Origin of the sequence: Paenibacillus sp. P32E, from assembly GCF_001909085.1 — a bacterium.
GTDB lineage: Bacteria > Bacillota > Bacilli > Paenibacillales > Paenibacillaceae > Paenibacillus_AQ > Paenibacillus_AQ helianthi.
This window is the reverse complement of the sequence record NZ_LVYY01000016.1, coordinates 88,961-106,092: the sequence shown is the minus strand read 5'-3', so window position 1 is coordinate 106,092 and position 17,132 is coordinate 88,961. Positions and strand designations below refer to the sequence as shown.

Annotated in this window: 18 protein-coding genes and 1 other RNA gene; 6 read left to right on the top strand and 13 right to left on the bottom strand. The window is 49.0% G+C overall.

Annotation, left to right across the window (positions count from 1 at the left end; translation table 11 throughout):
* Positions 1-10: 10 nt before the first annotated feature.
* Positions 11-1,105 carry a quinone-dependent dihydroorotate dehydrogenase gene (locus tag A3848_RS17085; RefSeq protein WP_074086145.1) on the bottom strand — a complete coding sequence of 365 codons (1,095 nt, stop codon included), beginning with the start codon at positions 1,103-1,105 and terminating at the stop codon, positions 11-13.
* Between the two features lie 211 nt (positions 1,106-1,316).
* Here A3848_RS17085 and A3848_RS32380 point away from each other — a divergent pair, with 211 nt between their 5' ends.
* Complete coding sequence (locus A3848_RS32380) at positions 1,317-1,454, top strand: hypothetical protein (RefSeq protein ID WP_167374753.1); 138 nt, start codon at positions 1,317-1,319, stop codon at positions 1,452-1,454.
* Here the strand turns inward: A3848_RS32380 and A3848_RS17080 are convergent.
* The 3 genes from A3848_RS17080 to A3848_RS17070 all read right to left on the bottom strand — a co-directional run bounded on the left by A3848_RS17080 (position 1,451) and on the right by A3848_RS17070 (position 4,775).
* Positions 1,451-2,887, bottom strand: coding sequence for a L,D-transpeptidase (locus tag A3848_RS17080; protein ID WP_074086115.1), 1,437 nt, complete (start codon positions 2,885-2,887; stop codon positions 1,451-1,453). The genes A3848_RS32380 and A3848_RS17080 overlap by 4 nt on opposite strands.
* A gap of 194 nt (positions 2,888-3,081) precedes the next feature.
* Entirely contained in the window at positions 3,082-3,324 is a 243-nt protein-coding gene (locus A3848_RS17075; protein WP_074086114.1) for a ferredoxin, read from the bottom strand.
* A gap of 158 nt (positions 3,325-3,482) precedes the next feature.
* Positions 3,483-4,775 (bottom strand): DNA polymerase IV, encoded by a 1,293-nt coding sequence (locus A3848_RS17070; protein WP_074086144.1) that lies wholly within the window; start codon positions 4,773-4,775, stop codon positions 3,483-3,485.
* A gap of 275 nt (positions 4,776-5,050) precedes the next feature.
* Here A3848_RS17070 and cimA point away from each other — a divergent pair, with 275 nt between their 5' ends.
* Entirely contained in the window at positions 5,051-6,670 is a 1,620-nt protein-coding gene (cimA, locus tag A3848_RS17065) for a citramalate synthase (RefSeq protein ID WP_074086113.1), read from the top strand.
* A gap of 102 nt (positions 6,671-6,772) precedes the next feature.
* Here the strand turns inward: cimA and A3848_RS17060 are convergent, their stop codons facing one another.
* Positions 6,773-7,333, bottom strand: a complete 561-nt coding sequence (locus tag A3848_RS17060; RefSeq protein WP_074086112.1) for a TlpA family protein disulfide reductase — start codon at positions 7,331-7,333, stop codon at positions 6,773-6,775.
* 148 nt (positions 7,334-7,481) lie between these two features.
* Here A3848_RS17060 and A3848_RS17055 point away from each other — a divergent pair, with 148 nt between their 5' ends.
* Positions 7,482-7,952, top strand: a complete 471-nt coding sequence (locus tag A3848_RS17055; RefSeq protein ID WP_074086111.1) for a M67 family metallopeptidase — start codon at positions 7,482-7,484, stop codon at positions 7,950-7,952.
* Here the strand turns inward: A3848_RS17055 and A3848_RS17050 are convergent.
* Genes A3848_RS17050 through A3848_RS17040 form a run of 3 tightly spaced genes read right to left on the bottom strand, consistent with a single transcriptional unit; the run spans position 7,939 to position 11,198 of the window.
* Positions 7,939-8,688, bottom strand: coding sequence for an exonuclease domain-containing protein (locus A3848_RS17050; protein WP_074086110.1), 750 nt, complete (start codon positions 8,686-8,688; stop codon positions 7,939-7,941). The genes A3848_RS17055 and A3848_RS17050 overlap by 14 nt on opposite strands.
* Positions 8,685-9,767: a DUF294 nucleotidyltransferase-like domain-containing protein gene (locus A3848_RS17045; protein ID WP_178382027.1), complete on the bottom strand. Its 1,083-nt coding sequence runs from the start codon at positions 9,765-9,767 to the stop codon at positions 8,685-8,687. Before A3848_RS17045 ends, A3848_RS17050 begins: the two co-directional genes overlap by 4 nt.
* A gap of 36 nt (positions 9,768-9,803) precedes the next feature.
* Positions 9,804-11,198, bottom strand: coding sequence for an ammonium transporter (locus A3848_RS17040; protein ID WP_074086109.1), 1,395 nt, complete (start codon positions 11,196-11,198; stop codon positions 9,804-9,806).
* Between the two features lie 582 nt (positions 11,199-11,780).
* On the opposite strand from A3848_RS17040, the gene A3848_RS17035 reads away from it, so the two are divergent.
* Complete coding sequence (locus A3848_RS17035; protein ID WP_074086108.1) at positions 11,781-12,212, top strand: MerR family transcriptional regulator; 432 nt, start codon at positions 11,781-11,783, stop codon at positions 12,210-12,212.
* Positions 12,213-12,249: 37 nt separating this feature from the next.
* Positions 12,250-12,927 carry a zinc metallopeptidase gene (locus tag A3848_RS17030; protein WP_074086107.1) on the top strand — a complete coding sequence of 226 codons (678 nt, stop codon included), beginning with the start codon at positions 12,250-12,252 and terminating at the stop codon, positions 12,925-12,927.
* A gap of 37 nt (positions 12,928-12,964) precedes the next feature.
* Here the strand turns inward: A3848_RS17030 and gltC are convergent, their stop codons facing one another.
* Positions 12,965-13,879, bottom strand: coding sequence for a glutamate biosynthesis transcriptional regulator GltC (gene gltC / locus A3848_RS17025; RefSeq protein ID WP_074086106.1), 915 nt, complete (start codon positions 13,877-13,879; stop codon positions 12,965-12,967).
* A gap of 14 nt (positions 13,880-13,893) precedes the next feature.
* Positions 13,894-14,520, bottom strand: coding sequence for a rhomboid family intramembrane serine protease (locus A3848_RS17020; RefSeq protein WP_074086105.1), 627 nt, complete (start codon positions 14,518-14,520; stop codon positions 13,894-13,896).
* A 116-nt stretch (positions 14,521-14,636) separates the two neighbouring features.
* On the opposite strand from A3848_RS17020, the gene tpx reads away from it, so the two are divergent.
* Positions 14,637-15,155: a thiol peroxidase gene (tpx, locus tag A3848_RS17015; protein WP_074086104.1), complete on the top strand. Its 519-nt coding sequence runs from the start codon at positions 14,637-14,639 to the stop codon at positions 15,153-15,155.
* A gap of 167 nt (positions 15,156-15,322) precedes the next feature.
* Here the strand turns inward: tpx and A3848_RS17010 are convergent, their stop codons facing one another.
* The 3 genes from A3848_RS17010 to A3848_RS17000 all read right to left on the bottom strand — a co-directional run bounded on the left by A3848_RS17010 (position 15,323) and on the right by A3848_RS17000 (position 16,995).
* A complete protein-coding gene (locus A3848_RS17010; RefSeq protein WP_074086103.1) occupies positions 15,323-15,712 on the bottom strand; it encodes a DUF1499 domain-containing protein in 390 nt (129 codons plus the stop codon).
* 164 nt (positions 15,713-15,876) lie between these two features.
* A non-coding RNA gene (gene ssrS, locus A3848_RS17005) (6S RNA) lies at positions 15,877-16,068 on the bottom strand.
* A gap of 93 nt (positions 16,069-16,161) precedes the next feature.
* Entirely contained in the window at positions 16,162-16,995 is an 834-nt protein-coding gene (locus tag A3848_RS17000) for a YesL family protein (RefSeq protein WP_074086102.1), read from the bottom strand.
* Positions 16,996-17,132: the final 137 nt, after the last annotated feature.

The window sequence follows — 17,132 nt, the reverse complement described above, 5'->3', positions numbered from 1 at the left end:
CATTCATCCTTCAGTGATGATCAGCGCCCACTGCTTCTAGGATATGAGAGAATCCGTCCTGCCGCAGCAGCTTCCGTAATCCGGCATGCACTCTGCGGTTAACCTCCGGTCCTTCATAGATGAGAGCTGTATAAATTTCGACCAGACTCGCGCCTGCCCGGATCTTGTCATATGCGTCCTGGCCGGTAAAAATACCGCCCGAACCAATGATCGGCAGCTTACCTCCTGTCTGGCGGTAAATCCTGCTGATAATTTCCGTGGAGCGGTCACGCAGCGGCTTGCCGCTGAGGCCACCTGTCTCTCCTGCCTTGTCACTCTTAAGCCCTTCCCGGCTGAGTGTGGTGTTGGTGGCAATCACACCGTCCATTCCGGCGTCAGCGATTGTATGTACCATATATTCCAGTTCGCCGTCGCTGACATCTGGCGCGATCTTGACCAGCAGGCTTTTGGAAATGCCGCTCTGTTTGTGCTGAAGCTCCATTTCATCCTTAACCTGGGCAAGAAGATTAGACAGCTCGCTGCCATGCTGAAGACTGCGCAGGTCCGGCGTATTCGGCGAGCTGATATTGACCACAAAAAAATCACCGTACCGATATAGCGTACGGATACACTGGCGGTAATCCTCATGTGCCGACTCATTAGGCGTTGTTTTGTTACGCCCGATATTCACCGCGACCGGAATTCTTCGTTTCCCCAGCGCCTTGAGCCGTCGTGCCATCGCATCAGCACCTTCATTGTTGAAGCCCATACGGTTGATCAGCGCTTCGTCAGGCAGCAGCCGGAATAACCGCGGACTGTCGTTTCCAGGCTGTCCTTTCGGTGTTACCGTGCCCACTTCCATAAATCCAAAGCCAATGGAAGAAAATCCTCCCACAGCCTCAGCATTCTTATCCAATCCTGCCGCAAGTCCCACTGGAGTCGGGAAATGCTGGCCGAATAAATCCACTGCAAGATCGGCGGTCTCGGGAACGCCGTACATAAGACGCATCGCGCTATTGCCACCGGGCACCAGATCTGATTTGTTCAGTCCGCTAATGACGAGATGGTGCGCTTTCTCCGGGTCCATTTTAAAAAAAATAGGTTTGCCTAAATGTCGATACAGCACCGTTCTCGCTCCTTCAAAGGGAATCCTTAAGTAGGTCAGGTGACTCCCCGATTCTGTAGGTTTCTTCTTAATTTTAGCTGTTTCCGGGGGAAAAGAAAAGTTTTTTACCGGGCGGAGTTTCCGTACGAAATGCAGAGTATAGTAATTTTGTTGTAAACGCATTACAATGTAAGGGTAATCAATGATAAATAGAGAAAGAAGGATGGCCAATATGTCTACAAAACGCAAACCTCCAACACTGCAGCAAAAAAAAGAAGAAGTCAACCGCAAAGCCATACTATGGATCAGTGTTAGTCTGGTGCTGCTGGTTCTTCTAATTGTTGTTCTATTTATTGTTGCAGGAAACTAATTCAGCCAATGGTAGACTTTGTTGGGGTTGGTCTGATCTAGCGGTGTGCCGGAAGGGAAACGTTCCTCAGGCAACAGCAGTCCGTCAGGCAGAACCCCTTTACTAATCTGGACCTTCGTCCCCATCGGTACCATTGCGAACAGCTCCTCCACATCCCCGCGTTTCATACGGATACAGCCCAGTGACTCATCCTTGCCGATACTGTCCGGCTCATTTGTGCCGTGTATGGCATAATTTGTGTCCGAAAGCTGCATACCGCGGCTGCCAAACTCCCCATTGCTATGCCCGTTCGGATTGACCACCTTATCCGTAATCGCAAATTCTCCTTCAGGTGTCCTGTTCCCCCCAAGCCCAACCTCATAGTTCCGCAGAATGACACTGCCGCTGGTTACTGCCAGACGGTGATTTTGTTTATCCACGATAATTTTCAGCGGACTGCTAAAAAAGGGCTGCTGCGTCTCTTTGCTTTTACCAGTCTTGGCACCCAGATTCCCTGCTTCTTCACCCACTCCCGTCGTTGGCACAGGTGAAGCCGTACCTGCTGAGGATTGGGGCATCTGCGAATTTAATGCTCCCCGAAGCGCACTGAATTCCTGCTTCATGAGCGGCGTCGTCCCCCCGAGATAATTCCCCGGAAAAGGTTTGGCCAGCTCCTTTAACGATTTTGGCAACGTACCCTTACTGTTCTGATAAGATCGGATAGCGCTCCAAAGTGCCGCCAACTCTTCCTGCTTATCCTGCCATATTACTGCCTGCTTCTTCAGCCCGCCAGCTTCCGGCGGTACACAGGCACAGGCTGCCGGATCATAAGACTGGTATACAGTCTTCCCTTGCTTGTTCTTCTCGACCGTAGCCACAAGAGGCAGGTTACTCTTCCAGACCAGCCAGCGTCCCGACTTTTTCATAGCAAGAACTGCTGTTTCGGAAGGAGCCTTCCGGCTCTGCATAATCTTCACCAATGCCTGGCCCGCCGAGGCCATGTCTTCACCTGCTGCCGTAAAAGCCATGGCCGGCTGAGCTGAAGTTTCAGTTGCATCCTCTGACGGTTCCGCAACCGCCGGCTCTTTCAGGTTACCGGTAACAGCAGCCGAGGCTGGCTCTCCGGATTCGTCCGTACTTGCCACAGGGGCCAGCGCTGAGGGGATCACCACGAGCAGAAACAGCATCAGCGCAAGGAATGTCCGGCGCATCCGCAGCCTGGATTCGCGCCGCTGCCGGCCCTCCCTGAGAAGACCTTCCTCATATTCACGGAGCATATCCGCCGGTACCTTACTATGCTCAAAGGCTTCATATACTTCACCCGCCTGGTTGAAGCAATAGTTGGCCTTCCCCTGCTGGCCGTTCTTATAATATTCCTTACCAAGCAAGTACCATGCCATCTTGTTTTCAGGATGCAGTTGAACATATGCTTTGAGATGCTGCGAGTTTTTCATCGGGGCCTCCGCGAATTGTGAAGTACTTCAATCAATCTTTATATTTTATATCGGCCGAAGTATTAAAAAAAGACATCCCCAGCCGCATTTATAACGGCAAAAAGATGTCTTTCTGGAATAATAAGGATCAGCAGCAAGGTGAACCTTAGCTCTGATCCTTATCTTTTGCGCAGATACGAATAACCCGTAGGACTTTAGCCCTCTTTATTAAAAGGCACGTCTGCAATTTTGATGGAGTCCGTTGGACATCCGTCAGCAGAATCCTGCAGATCATCGAACAAATCATCAGGAATCGCGGTTACCCCGTGGTTGCCATCGTTTTCGTAGATCACTTCTGCTAGGCCTTCGTCATCGTAATCAAAAATATCAGGGGCCGTCGCGCCACAAGCACCACATGCGATGCAAGTATCTTTTTCGACCCAAGTGTATTTAGCCATTTTATCTCTGCCTCCCGTTGAACAATACAGACTACTGTAGTAGCCTGTTATTTTTCTCATATTAATATAAATAGAAAACAATATCAATGAAATTTCAGCACATTTCCATTTTCACCGTTCATGAGGAACGCCAATCGGACGTTAGAAGTTGGCCCGGTTCACTCCTCAGCAGGGTCTACTTTATGAAGATTGTCCTTCTGCAGGGAAGTCCCCCGCTCCTTGTGGTTACGCAGACGCGCTGAATGACTGTCGCTGAGCATCCCTGCCGTAAGCACTGCATTCTCGCCGAACTTGTTACGCAGCATGTCCATCGTTTGGTTAAGCGATTCTTTCTTCGGCTGCCGCTGGTAATCGAACAAATCCAGCTGAATTGCAGAATCCTCCTTGGCGGTCAGTCCATGCAGTGTGACTCCCAGCAGCCGCACAGGCTTGTCACCTTTCCAGTGCCGGGCGAACTGGTCGCAGGCTGTCTTATAAATATCCTCGGCGCTCTCCGTAGGCGTCTCCAGCTGGCGTGATCGGGTGATCGTCTTCATATCCGGCGTGCGAATCGTGAGCTGCACCCCTGATGCTACCAGTCCCTGCTTCCGCAGCCGCCTCGCCACCTGGTCGCTCAGATTCAGCAGAATCGGCCGCGCTTCAGCCAATCCGACAACATCACTCGGAAGTGTTGTAGTGTGCCCGATGGACTTGCTCTGCTCCCGTTCCGGGTTCACAACGCCGTAATCAATTCCATTCCCCGCCCGCTTCAGCCATGCACCCATCACTCCAAAATGCTCAACAAGCATCCGCTCTTCTGCTGCCGCGAGTTGACCGATGCTGTAAATTCCAAGTTTACGCAGCTTCTCCGCCGTCTTGCCCCCAATACCGAACATTTCATTGCAGGGCTTATCCCACAAAACACTCGGCACATCACGCAGCCGCAGCACAGAAATGCCGCTGGGCTTCTTCAGATCGGATGCAATCTTGGCCAGCAGCTTGTTCGGGGCAATACCGATAGAGCATGGCAGCCCAAGCTCCTCCATAACTCGCCGCTGAATTGCTTCGGCTATATCTAAAGGCGTACCGAATTGACGTGAACCGGTAATATCGAGATAACATTCATCGATCGAGACAGCTTCCAGGAGTGGAGTATAACTATATGCAATCTGCATAAAAGCGTTGGAGTACTTGCGGTAGAGATGAAAATCCGGCTTAATTAAATGAAGCGAAGGACAAATGCGCAGTGCCTTCTGTACCTGCATACCCGTTGAAATTCCAAGTCTGCGCGCAGCATAGGAACAGGTAACGATGATCCCCCTGCGGAGCTCTACACTGCCTGCAACGGCCGTTGCTTTTCCTTTGTATTGTTCAGGGTCTTCTGCCTCATGCACAGAGCAGTAAAAAGCATTCATATCCACATGCAGAATAACTCTGCCGCTTGCCGGATAATAGTGATCCACATTCTGCACAATATCTACCTTCTTATCTTCAGGGTTTCCATTGTCAAATTCAGCATACCTCTTCTCCCGGCGCAAGGTCAACCGGACACAGGGCTCCTGTAAAGTTCTTTGTTACATTCCCGCGTAAAAATGCTATAATATAAAAATTCATTTACCTAAAACGTATGTTATTATGGCCCACCAAACCTAATCAAATGCTCAAACTTAAGGCATCTGCTAATGAAGCGAGTGTTGTATGAAGCCGTTTCAGAAGTACTGCTCACAAAACTTTTAGGAGGACTCTCATGTCTAAGTCCATTTCCATCTTCGATACGACGTTGCGTGACGGCACCCAAGGTGAAGGCATCAGTCTGTCGGCGGATGACAAGCTGAAAATTGCCAAGAAACTCGATGATCTGGGTGTTCATTATATTGAAGGTGGCATCCCGGGGAGCAACAACAAGGACATTGAGTTTTTCAAAAGAGTCAAGGAACTGCACTTGAATGCCAAAATCACTGCATTCGGCAGCACCCGGCGCAAGAATTCCATTACTGAACAGGATGACAACCTGCAGAGAATGATTAATGCCGGTGTTCCGGCAGCCACCCTGGTCGGCAAGACCTGGGACTTCCATGTTCACACAGCCCTGCAGACCACTCTGGAAGAGAACCTCGCCATGATCGGTGAGTCTATTGCCTATCTGAAACGTAAAGGCCTGGAGGTCATCTTCGATGCAGAACACTTTTTCGACGGTTATAAGAACAATCCCGAATATGCTTCTGCCGTCCTGACAACGGCTCGTGAAGCCGGTGCAGACTGGCTGGTAATGTGCGATACGAATGGCGGAACACTTCCGAATGAAATTCAGGAAATGGTCTCCGGTATGGCCCTTAAGCTCCCTGGTGCTTCACTTGGGATTCATACCCATAACGACTGCGAACTCGCCGTCGCAAATACACTCAGCGCCATCAGTGCAGGTGCGCGGCAGGTACAGGGAACGATCAACGGTTACGGCGAACGCTGCGGAAACGCCAACCTCTGCTCGATTATTCCTACTCTGCAGCTCAAAATGGGGTATCCCTGCATCCCTGGTGATTCCTTGCCCCAGCTCACGAATACCGCCCACTTTATCAGTGAGGTTGCCAATGTGAATCTGCCTGTAAATCAGCCATATGTAGGCAATGCTGCATTTGCGCACAAAGGCGGCATCCATGTATCGGCAATCCTGCGGGATTCCCGCACTTACGAACATATCGCCCCCGAGCTGGTAGGCAACAAGCAGCGGGTGCTCGTCTCCGAGCTTGCGGGTCAGAGCAATGTTCTGTCCAAGGCACAGGATATGGGCCTCAGCCTGGATCCAAGCAGCGAGCAAGCCCGCAAGGTGATCGACAAAATCAAAACTCTGGAGCATCAGGGCTACCAGTTCGAAGGTGCCGATGCTTCCTTGGAACTACTCCTGCGCGAAGCCACCGGAGAGGTAAACGAACTGTTCACCTTTGAATCCTTCAAGATGCTTGTGGAGAAGACAGCTGATCACCCCGTTGTCTCCGAGGCCTTTGTCAAGCTCAGAGTCGGCGGTGAGAGCCTCTATACCGCTGCTGAGGGTAACGGTCCAGTTAACGCACTGGACAACGCATTGCGTAAGGCTCTACTGACCTACTTCCCTCAGCTCAAAGACATGCATCTCTCAGACTACAAGGTACGTGTGCTTGACGAGAAGGATCAGACAGCTGCAAAGGTTCGTGTACTGATTGAGTCCAAGGATTTCAATAACACCTGGAGCACCGTCGGGGTATCCAGCAATGTGATTGAAGCCAGCTGGGAAGCGTTGGTGGACAGTATGCGCTATGCGCTTCTGGGGCAGATCTCCCTGCAGAATGAAACCGAAGCAAACCAGGCGCCCAGAGGACTCGTGAATCACTAGTTGAGCCAAGCATTTTTATGGTCCGGTCAAGACAAAGCCCCTCGCAGCCGGGAATATCCCGCATTGCAGAGGGGCTTTGCCACCTAACCGCTAGCTGCCTGTTCAGGAACCGGTAAGGGTGATGATTTTCTTTTCAAGCTCTTCCGGAGATAGAAACCCCAGGATCACCTCGGAGATGACTCCGTTTTTGTCTACAAGCACATTTGTAGGGAATACCATCCCTTTATATTTGTCGAATACCTCGCCCTTCAGGTCATACATAATGGGAAAAGCCAGCATATATTTTCGGACAAAACGCTCCGCATTGGGCTTGTAATCCTGGCTGGTCACATTGATCCCATATACATCGAGGACATTTTTGTATTTTAGTGCCAATGCATTCAGTGTCGGTGCCTCCTGCTGGCAGGGATCGCACCAGGAAGCCCAGAAATTCAGCAGCACTGCTTTATCCCGTGAGCCGCCTACAGCATAGCTTTTACCGCCTTCCTGGAGGGAAAACGCCGGGGCCAACAGCCCGGCATTCATTCCACTTTCCGGTTCAGAGCTTTGCTGAATCGCCGGGACTGCTTCCGGCTCAGATTTCGTGGTTCGCTCCACCGCCAGAAAGACTAAAAAAACAATGACGGCCAGCACCGTTATATTTCGTTTGTTTATTGCTTTCATAGTTGTTTGTCCTTTGCAAGTGAGATGGTTTTCTCCTATTGTACCCCCAATGTCCATAGTTTCAAACCAGTCATGATCTGCAAAAAATAGAACAAAAAAAGAGGATTCCGTCGATGACGAAATCCAATGAAGAGAGAGGGGTGAACAAGTGACAGCATTCCAGGGAAATATCCAGCCGATTAAGCTGAATACATCCGTACAGCAGGCGCTGGGGAAGCACTTGCTGTCCTGTTATCCGCATGAAGCATGCGGTGTACTGCTGGGTACTGCCGCAGCGGGGGGCATGCGCATTGACAGGTATCTGCCTCTCCGCAACGTAGCGCCTGACCCGCTGCATACTTTTGTCCCTGATCCGAAAGAATGGATTAGAGCACTTTATCTTGAGCCGGCACCTGTTGGCTTGTTTCATTCCCATCCGCATACCGCACCTTGGCCGTCCAGCGCAGATATTCAAGGACTGCCTTCACTAGGGCCAGAATTTCAGATCTATCTGATTGGTTCTCCTGGTCCGAAGAGCGGGGAACCTATGTGCTTGCACGGGTTTCAAATCCTCCGGCAGCAGAAACCCTCCGGTCAGCTAATCTATAAGCTGCTGCAATCTCCTGTCATGCTCTGCTGAGATAGGAGTATAGATCCCCTAAAGTCTCTACCTGTTTCTTCTGTGAAATCTCCCGCATATAGCTTACCCATAGCTTTGCCGTCATTTTGGCATCCTCCAGCGCATGGTGACGGCCCTGGATTGGAATGTCATGGATGGCAAGCAGCTCATCCAGTGTGTAGTTGCTACGGTGAGGTTCCAGCCAGCGGGCCAGCATCATCGTATCCAGCACTCTGTGGGTTAGCTGAACCTTTGATGTTTTCCACAGAGCCGCATTCAAAAATGATTTATCATGATTGCTTCCATGCGCGACCAGTACCCGCTGCCCTACAAAAGACATGAAATTATGCAGTCCATCGATCAGTGAAGGTGCTTTGGAAGTCATCTCTTCCGAGATCCCGGTTAGCTTCGTAATATCCTCCGGAATCGTGGTTTGGCAATTCACCAGCGTATAGAAGCATTCCTCTTCCTTGATTTCTTCCCCTACGACCTTAATGGCGCCAAAAGACAGAATCTCATCACCATGCTGATGGGAAAATCCTGTCGTTTCCAGATCAAAGATTACCGTTTCTAATTCAGAGAGCGGGGTATGCAGTACTTCAGGGCGCCGCTTCTCACGCATAAGAGATCTGATAAAGGCCATTTGCTGCGCAGTTTGCTGTGCCGTTTCCCCGCCCCTTATGGACGCGATGGCGGATGGCATTCCGCCCTGTCTCAGGTTGTTCCAGAACCCTCCGCCTTTGTTCGGCTCCTTCATGACTGCCTCCTTTCCGCTGACCGTAGCTGACGCTGCAGGGCCTTGTGGAGGCGCCTGACCAGCAGCAGGCTTTCCCGAAGCGCGGACATGAACTGCTTGTTCTTCAGATCATTCTCAGCAATATAATCACTGCTGGATAATAATCCATCCTGAACTGTAAAAGGGGTATTCACACGCATGCGCAGAGCAGTCAAAAAAGCCCGCCGGATTTCTTCCAGATGCTCGTACTTCCCCAGCTCTGCCAGATGCTCCAGCCGCTTCAGTGTTGAACTGTCCCACACACCATGCAGCAGCGACAAGTGCCTGACGATATTGACCAAAGGAATATAGACACCATACTTAACATCAAAGCCGCCGGCATAATCACCAAAACGCTCTGTAAGTACCTGCCCCAGTAAATTAAGCGTTGCCTTATGACGGACTGTATTGCGAAGCACAGCGGTAGACAGCTTCATGTTATTCACAAATCCGGCATGGAAGGCTTCACGCCACTCCTTAGACAATGCAATACTCCCGGCCACATGGCGCATATCTGAAGCGATAATGAGATAACGGATCGGCTCCCACTCAAGCTGGTTCATCCAGCCTTCCAGCTGCTGTTTCCATTCAGGCAGAGTCTTGCGCCACAAGGATTCGGAGCACATGACTTTCCCGTCGCATTTCTCATAGCCAACTTCCTCAAGCAGATTAGATAACATCACACCGAAAGCTTCAAAATAACTTTTCTTAAGTCCATCCGGCTCACCTTCAACAATTAGCCCGTTATCCTGATCACTCCACATTGTAGCTTCCTGTCTGCCGGCACTGCCGAATACAATAAAGGAATAGGCACAGGGAGGCGGGCCGTAGCCCGCCTCCTTCATCTGCGCCTCACATATGTTGACTGCTGTCCCGGCAATCCGGTCATGCATATCATTGACCCGGGACATCCATTCCTCAATCGGAATAACGTTTAACTGCTCCAGCAGCACTTTTTGACAAGCGGTACGCCTTGCCTTAAGCTCCTGCGGCGAACCGGCTGTTACGATGGACAAATAACTTTTATCTTCGTTCCAATCTGCCATCTCCATCGAATCCACACGGTCCGCCTCCCAACAAGTAAAGTGATAAGTTATTTAAGATTTAAGGGGTTTGGATTCTGATTCTGCGATCAATTTCATTTGTTCCGGATAACCGTAAGTACCATGCTCACTGATATCCAGACCCATCAATTCTTCTTCCTCAGTAACACGAAGTCCGATAGCCATCTTCATTACATACAGGATGATGAAGGACATTACAGCTACGAATACGAACGTACCCGCTACGCCGAGAATCTGGACTCCCAACTGGTGGAATCCTCCACCGTAGAACAAACCAGCCTTACCTACAAGTGCACCTTTAGTGATCAGATCAGGTGCTGCGAACAACCCCGTGGAAACTGCCCCCCACATCCCTGCAATACCGTGTACGGAGAAGGCATAGATAGGATCATCAAGTCCAGCACGCTCCAGCCACTGTGAAGTCATGAATGTAAATGCTCCAGCGATAAAACCAATTAGGATAGCAGCCCAAGGCTCTACATATGCACAAGCACCAGTGATAGCAACCAGCGCAGCCAGAACCCCGTTCAGCATTGCCGGAATATCCGATTTTCCAAAGTACAACCAGGATGCGATTAGTGCAGCCAGACCGCCTGCTGCAGCTGCGATGTTAGTTGTCAAAGCCACATGTCCGAAGAAACCGCCCATAGGGGACAACGCACTACCTGGGTTGAATCCGAACCAGCCAAACCAGAGGATGATTACACCAAGTACAGTAAATACCTGATTATGACCTGGAATGATAACAGGTTTACCTTCTTTATTAAACTTGCCAAGACGTGGCTTAAGCAAGATGGTTGCTACTACTGCAGCCGTTGCGCCTGTAAGATGGACAACTGTCGAACCTGCATAGTCCTGCATTCCCAGTTCTGACAACCAGCCGCCGCCCCATACCCAGTGGGCAACAACCGGATAAATCACGATAGAGAACAATATCCCGAAAACAATGTATACGCTAAGTTTTGCCCGTTCTGCCATACCACCGGATACGATAGCCAAGGAAACTGCCGCAAAAGCCATTTGGAAGAGGAACTTAACATTTAGGGTTACATCGGAGAAGGCGAGGGAATCAAATGAAGCCCCTTGGGTATCCCCACCGTACAGGAAACCTGTAGTCCCGAAAAAACCATTGCCGTTACCAAATCCAAGACCAAAACCGATAGCCCAGAAACACAAACTTGCAATTGCAAGTGTCAGTACCGTTTTGCCGGCAACGTGACCGGCGTTCTTCATCCGGACTGAACCGGCTTCAAGCATTGCAAATCCCGCTTGCATAAAGAATACCAGAATGAAGGCCAGGAAAGTAAATACTGTATCCAATCCGATTTGCAAATCCGGCGCTGTCGGGCCGCTAGCCGCGAATGCGCTAACCGGATAGGCCATCAATGTAATCATGGCCAGAAACATCACTATCATCTTTTTTCTCATTCTTTACCCCACTCCCCAATGTTATATTTTCTAACAAAGCGTGAAACTCTTAATGTCATTATAATCAGAAGTCAGGTAAATTGACAAGACTATTTTTTTGAATGCTTTATTTAATTTATGGAAGCTCCTGTTTTCCCCAACGAACTGCATCCCCTCTATATCTTTCGGATAAGCCGCAGAATTCCCCAGCTTCTTATGAGACGTAACATGATAGCGGATACATGGAAACCAATATATTTGAATTCATTTATATGTATTTTTATTAATTTTTTCATCGAATCATGTCTTAATGGAACAATTTTATTTTTTCAGCTCAACGCTTTTCCGAGAAATACATTACATGTTATGTTACTTTTTAAAACAAGGGAATTCAACCTTTACCGATTCATTGAAAATACTTACTGTAAGAGTGCATTAACCGAGCATTGATCGTGCTTTGTCAGCATATACTTAAAGTAAGTGTGACGTTTGACTGTATGGTTTTTATTTTGGTATCATTAAGTATGCTCTATTATATAGAAAGAACATATTAAAATTCAGAAGAACTAAAGTTCTTTCATCGAGGTGAGAACCCATGGGGATATGACCCTTTACCGGATCGGCGAGCTGGCCAAAGCTGCCCACACCAGCGAACGGACGATTGATTATTACACGAAGCTGGGACTCATTGCACCGGAATCAAGAAGTGATAAAAATTACCGGTTGTACAGCCATGAAACCCTTGTTGCTTTGGAACGTATTAATCAATTAAAGCAAGAGAAATATACGTTGGACGAGATCAAGACCATGATGAGCAAGTGGAATGAGGCTACACCTGAAAATGACGTCTCAGACCGGTTAGTCGAGCTTGAGCTTCAAATGCAGCGCCTGGAGCGTGAGGTAAAGGCACTGGAGCCCGTCATTAGCGGTTTGAAGCCTGGTCAAGCCAGACGTGCACTTGCAGCCCTGCTTCCTCAAGGAGTTGCCTGCATGGAGGCAATTAAGCTCCTGCTCATACAGGGGCCGCCAATGTAAGTAAACCGCTTAATAAATCACTTCGGAGGAATGACATATGAATTCTTTTATGTTTCTATTGGTAATAGTCGCTTTTCTATTCTCTTTATGGGCCCAGTTCCGTGTGAAGGGCAACTTCAATAAATGGGCCAAGGTAGCCAACACAAGCGGAATGACCGGTTATGATGCAGCACGTCGCATGCTTGATGCAAATGGCTTGGGAGATGTGCCGATTGAGCCCGTACGCGGTTCCCTTTCTGACCACTATGACCCTATCCACAGGGTTGTCCGTTTGTCAGAGCCCGTGTATTATGAGCGCTCCATAGCCGCCATTTCTGTGGCCTGTCACGAGGTAGGGCATGCAATTCAGCATAAAGTCCATTATCCCATGCTTACGCTGCGTCACCGGATGTTCCCGGTGGTCAACTTTGCCTCGGGAATCGCACCCTTTATGCTGCTGGCGGGTTTTCTGTTCAGTTCCTTTAACCTCATTGGCCTTGGCATCATTTTCTTCTCCGCCGCTGTAGCCTTCCAGCTTGTAACGCTGCCTGTTGAATTCAATGCAAGCAACCGGGCACGTCAGGTCATGGTAGAGCAAGGCTTTATCCGTAATGAGGAAGAACGCGGAGTTGCCAAAGTACTGAATGCAGCAGCTTTGACATATGTGGCGGCTGCCCTGGTATCCTTACTCGAACTCCTGCGTTTGATCACAATGTTCCTCGGAAACCGCGACTAACCGCTAATCGACCTTATTCATAACAATACCCCGGAGGCTAAGAGCCTACCGGGGTATTGTTATTCCTGTTTTTGAAATAGGTCAGCAGAAAAGTCCGAAAAGACCGGGCCACCAGCGGCAGTTTTCCATCAGCTCTGTGAATAAGCCCTACCGTCCTCGTTATAGCCGGGTCGACGATCCGAACCTGGGCCGGCTGCATCGGATTGGTCTGATATAGTGCCATCTCCGGCAGGAGGCTTACTCCCATTCCTGCAGCAACCAAACCGCGTATCGTGTCTGTTTCTCCGCCCTCAAAAGCGATTTGCGGCTTAAACCCTGCCTGCAGGCAGGCTTGCCATACAATGGGCCTCAGGGAGTATCCCTGGCTGAACAGGACAAACTTTTCTTCCCGGAGCTGTTCAAGACGGATGACCTCCTCCCCGGCCAAAGGATGATTCTGAGGAAGAATCGCGAACAACTCCTCGGTCATGACAATATCTCCAGCGACATGTCCATCATCCTCCGGGAAAGGCGAGATAAACGCCAGGTCCACCTCTCCTGAGATTACATCCTTGATCAGAGAAGGGTATGCCCCCTGCTTAAACCGGAATTTCACATGAGGATAATGCTTGCGGAATTCAGCAACGATTGTTGGTATTAGATGAGTTCCCAGACTGTGGGGAAATCCGATCCGGATCTCGCCGCGTTCCGGGTCCAGAAATTCATGCACCTCAGCAACGGAGCGCTCCAGTTCCTTAAGCACAGACTCCACTCTTTTGCAAAAGAGCTGCCCCACCGGGGTCAACTGCAGGTTACGCCCCTTTTGCATGAACAAATCGACACCAAGCTCCTGCTCCAGCTGATGAATCTGGCGGCTGACTGCGGACTGGGCGACATGCAATTCCTCCGCTGCTCTTGTTACATGTTCCTTCTGGGCCACCTTTAGAAAATATTGCAGCTGTCTGAGCTCCACTTGAGCACCTCCCGTTATCGTCGGCTTCTTTTAAAGATGCGAATTATGAGTCCATAGAGGAAAAAGCCGGCAGCCAGCCCGCTGAGATGGGCCATCCAATTCACATTCGGAGTCGCAAAGGACATAATGACCCCCATCACCAGAAGGCCGTAGAGCGTCTTGCGTGAGCTATCGTCCATCATCTCCCTTTGTATCAGAGCAATATATAGAAACGCGCCATAAATAGCATAGATTGCCCCTGAGGCCCCCACGGAGACCATCACTGTATCCACAACCGAACGACTGCTGATAACAACGGACAGATAATTGGCGATGTATCCGCCAGCCATATAGAGCAGGGCGTAACGCCACCAGCCCATCAGGCGCTCAAGCGGGGGGGCAAATATCAGAAGGGCAAAGCAGTTGAAGAATAAATGGGCAAACCCGTTATGTAAAAAGGTTGCTGTCACATAACGCCACATTTCATCCTTTTCCGGCCCCGCATTTAAGGTCGCTCCAAACTTCTTAAGTGTCTCCAGATTGGTCGAACCGCCATTGACCGTCAATACAATGAACATAAGCACATTTAGCAGAATCAGAATACAGGTTACCGGATAATAACGGATGTACCCTTTCCATTTCTCGTACCTTATGAATATCATAGCACCATCCCTTATGTAACATAATTTGTCCTCGTTGGACATCCAGCTTCTAAAAAGATTATAATTTATGTTGGCAGTATGAATCCAATCATGCAATTCAAGGAGGAAACAAGGATATGACGCAAGAAAGAACAGGTGTAGCCACATTCAAGGGCAACCCCATTACTCTCGTAGGGCCTGAGCTAAAAGCCGGAGATACCGCACCCGATTTTGTGGTAGGCAAGAATCTTCTGGAAGAAGCTTCCCTCAGCGATTATTCCGGCAAAATCAAGCTGATCAGTGTTGTACCTTCTCTGGATACCGGAGTGTGCGATGCACAGACCCGCCGCTTCAATACTGAAGCCGCTGAGCTCGGTGATGATGTGGTCATTCTAACCATCAGCATGGACCTTCCGTTCGCTCAAGCCCGCTGGTGTGGCGCAGCCGGTATTGACCGCGTTGTAACACTGTCTGACCACAAAGAGGCATCCTTCGGACAAGCCTATGGTGTACTGATCAAGGAATTCCGCCTGGACATGCGTTCTATCTTTGTTGTAGACAAAAACAATACCTTGGCTTATGTAGAATACCTGGCTGAAATGTCCGAGCATCCGAATTATGAAGCTGCCGTAGCTGCCGTAAAAGCACTGCTGTAATTGGAAAGAGAACCAAATCACATATAGCAATAGCCCATCTTTTAAAAAAAGCGGCAGAAGGTCATCCTTCTCCCGCTTTTGGTTTATGATCCAACATGAAAGGTTATTCGGGCAAAGCCCGAAACCGTATACAATCCATGAACAGGAAAAATTCCCATGGTTTACGCTTAGTCCACTTTATATTTGCCCAGCTTTTTCTCCAGTGTCTGGTATAAGCGCTGAATAACACGGTAGTTGGCACCCAAATCGCCAAGCGATCCTCTGGATGCCGAATAAATATCAACGGCACAGCGTACCGGAGAAGTATTCAGTACTGACACCGTGATATCAAGCGTCCGCCCAAAGCCCGTCCTTTTTTCCAGGGTGATTTCGCCAACAGACTGCACTTCATGAAGCACTTTGAATCCAGGAACCTTCTTAAGCGTAGAGGATACTTCATCCCACGCCTTGTCTCTTGAAAGATTGTAATAACGCGTCTTTAAAGCCGGGTCTTTAGCACGGTCGCTTGTTCCGTCATGACTGCGAAATAATCCGACCAAGGTTCTTTTCAACGACAAAATACTTCCCCCTCTTCAAATCCCAAGTTCATTAGTCTAAGTGTAACATTCTTAACCCCGGAACAAAAGGGCATAGCTCACTTTCGGGTTATTGCTCTCATACACAAAAAGGCGCCCCGTATCCGCAACAAAGCGGGAAAACAGGGCACCTTGTCAATAACAGTAGAAAACCCGCCTATGCCGTCCGGCTACAGTGTCTTCTGAACCTGCTAGAGCAGGTGGGTGACCGCAGAAGTCGTTTTTGAATTCCCCAAGTCGTATAGACAGGGCATTTCAGCTGCGCTTCATATAGATCTCCCAAGACATTATCATTGGTTCAAAACAACGAGCAACCGTAACGTACATCGCAGGAATTACCCTTATTATATTGCGTTTTGACGAAAATGTAAACCTGTATGCGCTTTATTTAACACTTGAATACAGTTTTCGCCTATAAATCCCGGTTTTTATTATCGTTTTGTTAAATCCGTTTGAGGTCTTTTGTCGTTCTCTTCATCTTCATCTTCTTCATCCAGATCGTCTTCCGCTTCTCTCTCAGCTGCCTCAAGCGCCGCAAGCTCTTCCTCTTGCTTCTTCTTCTCCACCTGTTCCTGAAGCTTATTGTAGGTAGCATAGAAATTAAAGAAGGCCAGCATAGAAATCAGTGTAGGAATACAAATGGCATAAAGCACTGTATACCGCAAACCTATGTAGGCTAGAACCGCTGAGCCAATAAGTGTCGAGAACACACGGATCGGCCGGGCGATGGTCAGCAGTATCGAATTCGTTACCACTTCTTTGAAGGTCATTTGGTAGTGAACCACAATCGAGAAGAAATTAAACATAGAGACGAACAAAATAATCATCAGCACCAGCATCAATATACCGACAATTCTGAAATTGGCCATCTGAGTCATGTATACGGTCACATCTACATACATAACGACGAACAGCAGGGTATAGATCGCCCCTCCTAGCATGCTCTTCAAATAATTCTCTTTATACCCCTGAAAAAAAGTGCGGAATGTACTTACATCCGTATTGCCCATAACCCATTTGCGAACAACGGTAAACAGTGCTGCCGTTGCCGGAAATACGGTAAAAGGCGCCAAAATACCCAGTGCCCAGTTGAGTGTGATCTGTTCATTAGGGCCCCCTGCACCTGAACCCAGCATAATCATCTTAGTTACTGCCATGAACAGAAACGGAACCGAACATAACGCCCACAAAATATTACTGAAGGCGATACGCGAAATCCACTCCGTGATGCGATATAAACCACCCATTGCTCCCTTAAACTCCAATTTCCTTCCTCCTGTCTGTCTCGCACATACTGCGTATCTTAACTATACCTTATTTGACCCGAACTTTTCCAGCGCCCAAGTTTGAGATTCTGGGTTAATGTCTATGCATCCTTGACGGAGAGTCCATATATTAGAAA